This window comes from Streptosporangium amethystogenes, assembly GCF_000721075.1.
Lineage (GTDB): Bacteria > Actinomycetota > Actinomycetes > Streptosporangiales > Streptosporangiaceae > Streptosporangium > Streptosporangium amethystogenes.
The window spans coordinates 1-8297 of the sequence record NZ_JOEQ01000077.1; the positions used below are offsets into that span (position 1 = coordinate 1).

The following is an 8297-nucleotide window of genomic DNA, read 5'->3' on the forward strand; positions in this document are numbered from 1 at the left end:
TCTTCAACGCCCTGGTGATCATCGCGCTGATCCCGCTCGCCCTGCGGGGGGTGCGTTACCGCCCTTCCAGCGCGTCGAAGCTGCTCAGCCGCAACCTCTGCGTCTACGGTCTGGGCGGCATCATCGCGCCCTTCATCGGCATCAAGCTGATAGACCTTCTCATCCACCTCCTTCCGGGGATGTCGTAAATGAAACACATGCCCATCTGGATGCACAGGTATCTCGCCGCGCTCCGCGCGCTGCTCGTCCTGACCCTGCTCACCGGTGCCCTCTACCCGCTGGTGGTCACCGGCATCGCCCAGGTCGCCTTCCACGACGGGGCCAACGGTTCCCTCGTGGAGAAGGACGGACGGGAGGTGGGCAGCGCGCTCGTCGGCCAGAACTTCACGGACACCGCGGGCAGGCCCGTCGGGAGATACTTCCAGAGTCGGCCGTCCATGGCCGGCGACGGCTACGACATGCTCTCCACCGCCGCGAGCAACCTGGGACCCGAGGACATCGTGGACGTCCTGCCCGTTCCGGGGGCCAGGGGCGGCGAGGGCAGGCGGAGCCTGCTCACCCAGGTCTGCGCCCGCTCCAGGGCCGCCGGGGAGCTGGAGGGCGTCAGCGGTGCCCGGCCGTACTGCACGCCCGACGGCGTCGGTGCCGTGCTGAAGGTCTTCCCGGCGGTCGGCACCCCGACCAGGGCCGTCAGCGTCAACCAGGCCTGCCCCGCGCCCCCGTTCGTCGCCGAGTACCGTGGTGTCAGGGTCGAGTGCGGTAGACCCGGCGAGAGCTACGCGGCCGGCCGCACCGTTCCGGTCCGCGGCACGACGGTCCGGGCGGTCGTGCCCGCCGACGCGGTCACCGCCAGCGGCTCCGGCCTCGACCCGGACATCTCGGTCGCCTACGCCGAACTCCAGGCGGCTCGCGTGGCCAGGGAACGCGGGGTATCCGTGGAGAGGGTCAGGCAGCTGATCGCGGAGAACACCACGGACCGCTTCCTCGGCTTCATGGGCGAACCGGCGGTGAACGTCCTCGCGCTCAACCTGGCGCTCGACAGAGGTTGACCCCCGCCCCGGAGCCAGGGACCGGGGTCTCCACACTCAAGGAGATGTGATGAACGCAAGACGGGGGCGGCTGCGCATCTACCTCGGAGCAGCCCCGGGGGTCGGCAAGACCTACATGATGCTCTCCGAGGGCCACCGCCGCCTCATGAGAGGCACCGACGTGGTCGTGGGCTTCGTTGAAACCCACGGTCGCCCCCGTACCGCGGAACTGCTCGCCGGCCTGGAGATCGTCCCGCGCAGGAGCATGGACCACCGCGGGTGCACGTTCACCGAGCTCGACGTGGACGCCGTCATCGCCAGGAGGCCCAAGGTCGCGCTGATCGACGAGCTGGCCCACACCAACGTGCCCGGCTCGCGCAACAGCAAGCGCTGGCAGGACATCGAGGAGATCCTCGACGCGGGCATCGACGTCATCTCCACGGTCAACATCCAGCATCTGGAGTCGCTCAACGACGTGGTCGAGGAGATCACCGGGGTGGCCCAGCGCGAGACGATGCCCGACGAGGTGGTGCGCCGAGCCGATCAGGTGGAGCTGGTGGACATGGCTCCGGAGGCACTGCGCCGCCGGATGGCGCACGGCAACGTCTACACGCCGGAGAAGGTCGACGCGGCGCTGTCGAACTACTTCAGGGTCGGCAACCTGACCGCGCTGCGCGAGCTGGCCCTGCTGTGGGTCGCGGGAAAGGTCGACGAGCAGCTCGACCGCTACCGCGCCGAGCACGGCATCTCCGGCACCTGGGAGGCGCGGGAGCGCGTCGTGGTCGCGCTGACCGGCGGCCCGGAAGGCGACACGCTGGTGCGCCGGGCCGCCCGGGTCGCGGCCAGGAGCAAGGGAGCCGACCTGCTGGCCGTGCACGTCACGCGTGCCGACGCGCTGGCCGGAGTGGATCCGGCGAGCATGGTCCGCCAGCGCACGCTGGTGGAGGACCTGGGCGGCACCTACCACCAGGTCGTCGGCGACGACATCCCGCGCGCACTGCTCGACTTCGCGCGCGGCGTCAACGCCACCCAGCTGGTGCTGGGGGCGTCCCGGCGCGGCAGGTTCGCCCAGATCCTCTCCCGGGGGGTCGGGGTGACCACGATCGCGCAGTCGGGGTCCATAGACGTTCACATGGTCACCCACGAGGAGGTGAAGAAAGGGCGTGACCGAGCCCCGTCGCGGGCCGCGCTGACCCGCCCCAGGCGGGTGACCGGCTGGGTTCTCGCGGTGCTCGGGCTGCCGGTCCTGGCGCTGGGACTGCACCTGCTCCGGGAGGGGGTGAACCTGCCGAGCGACATACTGCTCTTCCTGCTCACGGTGATCGTGGTCGCCCTGGTGGGCGGCATGTGGCCGGCCGTCACCGCGGCCGTGTTCGGCTTCCTGCTGCTCAACTACTTCTTCACCGAGCCGCTCGCCGGCTTCACCATCGCGGACCCGGAGAATCTGTTCGCGCTGAGCGTCTACGTGCTGGTGGCCGTCATGGTGAGCGCCGTCGTCGACCTCGCCGCCCGCAGGACCAGGGAGGCGGCCCGCGCCCGTGCCGACGCGGAGATCCTCTCCACTCTGGCGGGACACGTGCTCCGCGGTGAGCACGTGCTCGCCTCGCTGCTCGCCCGGCTGAGGGAGACCTTCGGCCTGTCCTCGGTCACCCTGCTGGAACGCACCGGAGAACCGGTGCCCGAGGACCAGGCCGACCCCGAGGCGTGGCGGATCGTCGCCGCCGCCGGTGTCGACGTGCCCTGCACCTCGCCCGGCGCCGCGGACACCGACGTGGTCATCGACGAGCGGCTCGTCCTCGCCGTACGGGGCAGGCTGCTTGAGGCCTCCGACCGGCGGGTGCTGGAGGCTTTCGCCGCCGAGGCGGCTGTGGCCCTGCGGCAGGACCGGCTGGAGGAGGAGGCGGAGCAGGTCAGGCCGCTGGCCGAGGCCGACAGGATGCGCACCGCGCTGCTCGCCGCGGTCAGCCACGATCTGCGCACCCCGCTCGCCTCGGCCAGGGCGGCCGTGGAGGGGCTGCGGGCCACCGACGTCGACTGGTCGCCCGAGGACAGGGCGGAGTTGCTCGCCACCGCCGACGAGTCCCTGGTCAAGCTGGACCGCCTGGTCGCCAACCTGCTCGACATGAGCCGGTTGCAGGCGGGGGTGCTCGGGGTGACGCTGGAGGCGACCGCGCTGGAGGAGGTCGTGCCGCGCGCCGTCGGCGATCTCGGCGAGCTGTCCCGGCGGATCGAGGGTGACGTCTCCGCCGAACTGCCCGAGGTCGTCGCCGACCAGGTGCTGCTGGAACGCATCCTGGTCAACCTCATGTCGAACGCCGTCCGCTACAGCCCCGAGGGCATGAAGGTCCTCGTCACGGCCAGCAGGCACGGCGACCAGGTGGAGATCCGGGTCGTCGACCGCGGCACGGGCATACCGCCGGAGGCCTACGACCGGGTCTTCATGCCCTTCCAGCGGCTCGGCGACCGCGACAACCACACCGGTGTCGGCCTGGGCCTCGCGCTCTCCCGGGGACTCGCCGAGGCGATGGGCGGCACGCTGCTGCCTGATGAGACGCCCGGGGGCGGTCTCACCATGGTCCTGACACTTCCCGTCTTCCCGGACTCACGGGCACACCTCGCCGAGGAGGGCCCGTGAGTCCGCGTCCCGGCCGCCGAGGGCCGACCACCCGGGTCGGCCCGCGCGGCCGGGAGGGCGTTCTGCTACACCGGGTCGGCGCTGTTCGTCTGGGGCTGTTTCGACCAGGCGAGCTGCTCGTTCTTGCGCATCTCCTCCTCGGTGGTCTGCTCCACCCGGGCCATAGCCCAGCGCAGGATCGGCGGTGCCATGAGCGAGGTCACGATCGCCACCAGCACCACGATCGTGTAGACCTCGACGCTGAGGATGCCCAGCCGCAGGCCCACCATGGCCACGACCACCTCGATGACACCCCGCGCGTTGAGCCCGGCGCCCAGGGCCAGGGCCTCCCACCGGTTGAGCCTGCTGGCGCGCGCTCCGGCATAGGCCCCGGCGAACTTGCCGACGATCGCCACGGTCAGGATGGCGAGCCCGGAGAGCAGCACCATCGGGTCGGCCAGGGACGTCAGGTCCATGCGCAACCCGGCGGTGGCGAAGAAGATCGGCGCGAAGCCGGAGAGCACCACGGTGCGCAGCGGGGCGAGCCTCGCCGGTTCGACGCCGCCCGCGGTGCCGATCAGCATGCCGCAGACGAAGGCGCCGAAGACCGCCTCCAGGCCCATCGCGTGCGTGGCGGCCGAGGCGAGCAGGATCAGCACGGCCGCGGTCGCGACGGACGAGCCGGAGTCCGCGTCCCGGGAGGTGAGCCGGAACGAGTGCCGCACTAGCGGGCGGCCCAGGGTGAGCGCGAAGACCACGACCGCCAGCAGGCAGGCCAGCGAGACCAGCACGCTCCCCGCGCGCAGGCCGGTGGTGGCCATGGCCGACACGATCGACAGCATGAACCAGCCGAACGCGTCGTCGATCATGCCCGCGGTGAGCGTGAGCTGCCCGATGTTGCGGTGCAGCAGCCCCATGTCCATCAGGGTCTTGGCGATGACCGGGATGGCGCTGACGCACATCGCGACGCCGAGGAAGAGCGCGAAGACCAGCGGCTCGGTTCCGGTGGGGATGAGCGTGGCCGGGAGCAGGAATCCGGCGCCGATGCCGAACGCGAGCGGCACCAGCAACCCGCCGATGCTGACTCCGGCCGCCGTGGCGCCCCTGCGCCGGACCATCCCCATGTCCATGTGGATGCCGGTGATGCCGACGAGCAGCAGCACGCCGATCTGCCCGACTGCGTCGAGCAGGTGGAACTGGGCGTTGTCCTGCGGGAACAGCCAGGTGGACAGGCCAGGTGCGACATGGGCGAGGAAGGACGGCCCCAGGACCACCCCGACGAACAGTTCACCGACGACGGCGGGCATGCCGAGTCGCCCGGCCAGGCGGCCGAAGGTGAGGGCGAGCAGCAGGAGCAGCCCTACCTGCAGTAAGAAGACGAGTAGTTGATGTGCGGCGATCGGCGCCACCGGCGCTGCGAGTGTGACGAGCACGACAGACCCCTCCGGTTTCCAAGGTGCCGCCCCCTCTCCCCAGTCAGGACGGCACGGTGTAGAGCCTGACAAAGCAAAGATCGGCAATCAACCCTTGAAGAGCGGCCAAAATATTCGGCGGTACCTATATCGCATTTTTTTGTGCGAGGTATCGCCTGATTAATCACGCTTCACCTGCCGGTTCCGGCGAAGGTGTGGTATGGCTCGGCCGCCTTGGGCGGATCAGGGCCTGCTGAGGAGGTCGGGACCGGGTCAGGGGTGGTGTTCCGTCTCCGGGCCCCGGGCATCGGGTTCCGCGGGGATGCGGGCCAGCCGCCGTACGACTCGCAGGCCCTCGGCGGTGCCCGGCCAGTGCCGGGTGACGGCCTCCTCGCCCGCGCGCCTGGTCACCGAGCGCAGGACGAGGGCGACGATGATCGCGTCGTCGGCGTAGCCGAGGACGGGGACGAAGTCGGGGACCAGGTCGATGGGCATGGCGAGATAGCCGAGGAGCAGCCACAGCCTGATGCGGACGCCGCGCGGCAGGGAGCCGTCCCTGGCCAAGCGGGGGATGAGCCGAAGCAGGTCGGGGAGCAGCCGCAGCGCCTCGCCGAGCGCGTTGCCGCGAGGACGCGCGACCGCTAGGGCGGCGACGAGAGCCAGCCACAGCAGGACCAGCCCGGCCAGCGCGCCGAGCAGGGAGGTGATCCAGGTGTTCACCGTCGGCTCCTCCGCGTGGGGTGGTCCCCGCTTTTCCGGCGGGGGAGTACGGCACCTCGGGGGCGGATCGCCTGGGGCGCCGGGGTGTCTTACAGTTGAGAATAATTCACAGTTAACCTGTAGAGATAGTAGATTAATCAGCGTCAACCCACATGAGGCCATCTGGAGACGCACTGTCGGGGGGCTGTCTGATGCACGTCACGGCGCGGAGCGACTACGCCCTGAGGGCGATGCTGGTCATCGCGTTGAGCGACCCCGCCCCCGTCAAGTCGGAGACGATGGCCCAGACGCAGGGGATCCCGGCGAGTTTCCTGCGTGGCATTCTGACCGACCTGCGCCGTGCCGACCTCGTCTTCGCCCAGCGGGGCCACGAGGGCGGCTTCACGCTCACCAGGCCGCCGGTGGACATCTCGGTCGGAGACGTCCTGCGTGCCGTCGGTGGCGAGCTGACCTCGGTGCGGGGTCTGCCGACCGGGGACGTGGCCTACTTCGGAGAGGCGGTACGACTGCGCGCGGTGTGGCTGAACATCGAGATCTCGATAAACGCCATCGTCGACACCGTCAGCCTGGCCGCGCTCCTGTCGCCGGTGGCCGAGAACGGCAGGCGGCGCGGAGCCTGACAGCGGGTGTCGATCGGCCTGACGGTCTTTGTGAGACGAAGATGTCCACGAACTGAGACACCCTGCTTGAAACGTGACTTGACGTCGCCCTGAAGTTCAATAACCATGTTTCCTATCAACATAGTAGGGAAAATGGGAAGGGGGCGTCGTGCGTGCGCTCATCCTCTTAGGCCTGGTCGGCTTCGTGGCGCAACTCGTCGACGGCAGCCTCGGCATGGCCTACGGTGTCACCTCGACGACGCTACTCCTGGCCATCGGCACCAACCCCGCCGCCGCCTCGGCCACCATCCACCTCGCCGAGATCGGCACGACCCTCGCCTCCGGCGTGTCCCACTGGCGCTTCGACAACATCGACTGGAAGGTCGTCGCCAAGATCGGTCTCCCCGGCGCCGTCGGCGCGTTCGTGGGAGCCACCTTCCTGTCCGGCCTCTCCACCGAGGTCGCGGCCCCGGTCATGTCGATCATCCTGCTCGCACTGGGTGTCTACGTCCTGGTCCGTTTCACGGCCTTCGGCCTGCCGCGCGGCAACCTGGGCAAGCCGCTGCGCAAGCGCTTCCTCGCGCCCCTCGGCCTGGTGGCCGGATTCGTCGACGCCACCGGGGGCGGTGGCTGGGGTCCGGTCGGCACCCCGGCGATCCTGGCCAGCGGCCGCCTGGCGCCGCGCAAGGTGATCGGTTCCATCGACGCCAGCGAGTTCCTGGTCGCCATCGCCGCCAGCATCGGCTTCTTCGTCGGCATCGGCTCGGAGAACATCGACTTCTCCTGGGTGGCCGTCCTGCTGCTCGGCGGTGTCATCGCGGCCCCCATCGCGGCCTGGCTGGTCCGCCACATCCCGCCGCGCATCCTGGGCTCCGCCGTCGGCGGTGTCATCGTCCTGACCAACGTGCGGACCCTGCTGCGCAGCGACTGGATCGACGCCTCCGGTGGTGTCCAGGCGTTCGCCTACATCGCCCTCGCCGCCATCTGGGCCGCCGCCGTCGCCTACTCGCTCCGTGAGTACCGCCGTGACCGCGACAAGGAGCTGGTCGAGGCGGTCGAGGCAGAGGAGCGGCGCCGCGCCGGGGAGCAGGAGACCGCGGGTTCCCCCAGCTGAGCCCGGCGGCGCGAATCCGGCCGTGGTTCCGAGTGAAGTCCTCCCCCGCCTGTGGCGGGGGAGGACTTCCGCGTTCCGGGCCGGTTCGGCCACCGCCGGTGCCGGGTGGAGGGCCTCGACCACTGCGGCCTCAGCATGGTGACCGCCTGACAGCGCACGGGCCCGCGTTCACCGGCCGAACCGTTTTGGTGTCCGTAGGGTGACCTGATGCGTGCTCTGATGTGTGAGAAATTAGGGTCGGTTTCGGTCGTCGAGACGGACGCCCCGAGGCCCGCCGACGGTCAGATCGTCATCGCGGTCGAGGCCGCCGGCGTGAACTACGTCGACGGGTTGTTCGTCCACGGCCGCTACCAGATCAAACTGCAGCCGCCGTTCGTACCGGGCAGTGAGGTCGCCGGTACGGTCAGTGCCGTCGGCCCCGGTGTGACCTGGCCGACGGTGGGAACGCGGGTGGTGGCGGTGTGCGGTCTGGGCGGCTTCGCCGAACAGGTCGTCGTCCCGGCCGCCGGCGCGGTGCGCATCCCCGACACCCTGGGCGCGGCCCCGGCGGCGACGTTCGCCCAGAGTCATTGCACGGCGATGTTCGCGTTGCGGGACCGGGGCGGGCTGAGCGCGGGGGAGACCGTGCTGGTCCTGGGCGCGGGCGGCGGGGTGGGGCTGGCGGCGGTGCAGGTGGCGACGGCGCTTGGCGCGACGGTCCTGGCCGGGGCGTCTAGTGCCGTGACCGCATAGGTTCACCGGGTTGAAGTCGAACTGGTCCTCGTCGCCCGTGTGCCCCTGGCAGGATCTTGCCCATGTTCGAAGAGAAGC

Annotated in this window: 8 protein-coding genes; 6 read left to right on the forward strand and 2 right to left on the reverse strand. The window is 70.2% G+C overall.

The window, feature by feature from the left end:
- The 3 genes from IG98_RS46135 to IG98_RS0143070 all read left to right on the forward strand — a co-directional run.
- Positions 1-188, forward strand: a 188-nt coding sequence (locus IG98_RS46135) for a hypothetical protein (RefSeq protein WP_037972856.1), incomplete at its 5' end; no start/stop codon positions are given.
- Entirely contained in the window at positions 189-1049 is an 861-nt protein-coding gene (locus IG98_RS0143065; protein ID WP_030926166.1) for a potassium-transporting ATPase subunit C, read from the forward strand. It begins immediately after the preceding gene.
- Between the two features lie 49 nt (positions 1050-1098).
- A complete protein-coding gene (locus tag IG98_RS0143070; protein WP_037972862.1) occupies positions 1099-3663 on the forward strand; it encodes a sensor histidine kinase in 2565 nt (854 codons plus the stop codon).
- 65 nt (positions 3664-3728) lie between these two features.
- On the opposite strand, the gene IG98_RS0143075 is transcribed toward IG98_RS0143070, so the two are convergent.
- Both IG98_RS0143075 and IG98_RS0143080 read right to left on the reverse strand, forming a co-directional pair.
- Positions 3729-5075: a cation:proton antiporter gene (locus IG98_RS0143075; RefSeq protein WP_030926171.1), complete on the reverse strand. Its 1347-nt coding sequence runs from the start codon at positions 5073-5075 to the stop codon at positions 3729-3731.
- A gap of 252 nt (positions 5076-5327) precedes the next feature.
- A complete protein-coding gene (locus tag IG98_RS0143080) occupies positions 5328-5774 on the reverse strand; it encodes a YkvA family protein (RefSeq protein ID WP_051753700.1) in 447 nt (148 codons plus the stop codon).
- A 152-nt stretch (positions 5775-5926) separates the two neighbouring features.
- Between IG98_RS0143080 and IG98_RS0143085 the strand changes: the two genes are divergently transcribed.
- The 3 genes from IG98_RS0143085 (at position 5927) to IG98_RS0143100 (ending at position 8219) form a co-directional block, all read left to right on the forward strand.
- The gene (locus IG98_RS0143085) at positions 5927-6394 is read left to right on the forward strand and encodes an RrF2 family transcriptional regulator (protein ID WP_245651955.1); all 468 of its coding nucleotides are present in this window, start codon (positions 5927-5929) and stop codon (positions 6392-6394) included.
- Between the two features lie 148 nt (positions 6395-6542).
- Positions 6543-7487, forward strand: a complete 945-nt coding sequence (locus IG98_RS0143090) for a sulfite exporter TauE/SafE family protein (protein ID WP_030926177.1) — start codon at positions 6543-6545, stop codon at positions 7485-7487.
- 207 nt (positions 7488-7694) lie between these two features.
- Positions 7695-8219: an alcohol dehydrogenase catalytic domain-containing protein gene (locus tag IG98_RS0143100; protein WP_084196078.1), complete on the forward strand. Its 525-nt coding sequence runs from the start codon at positions 7695-7697 to the stop codon at positions 8217-8219.
- Positions 8220-8297 lie beyond the last annotated feature (78 nt).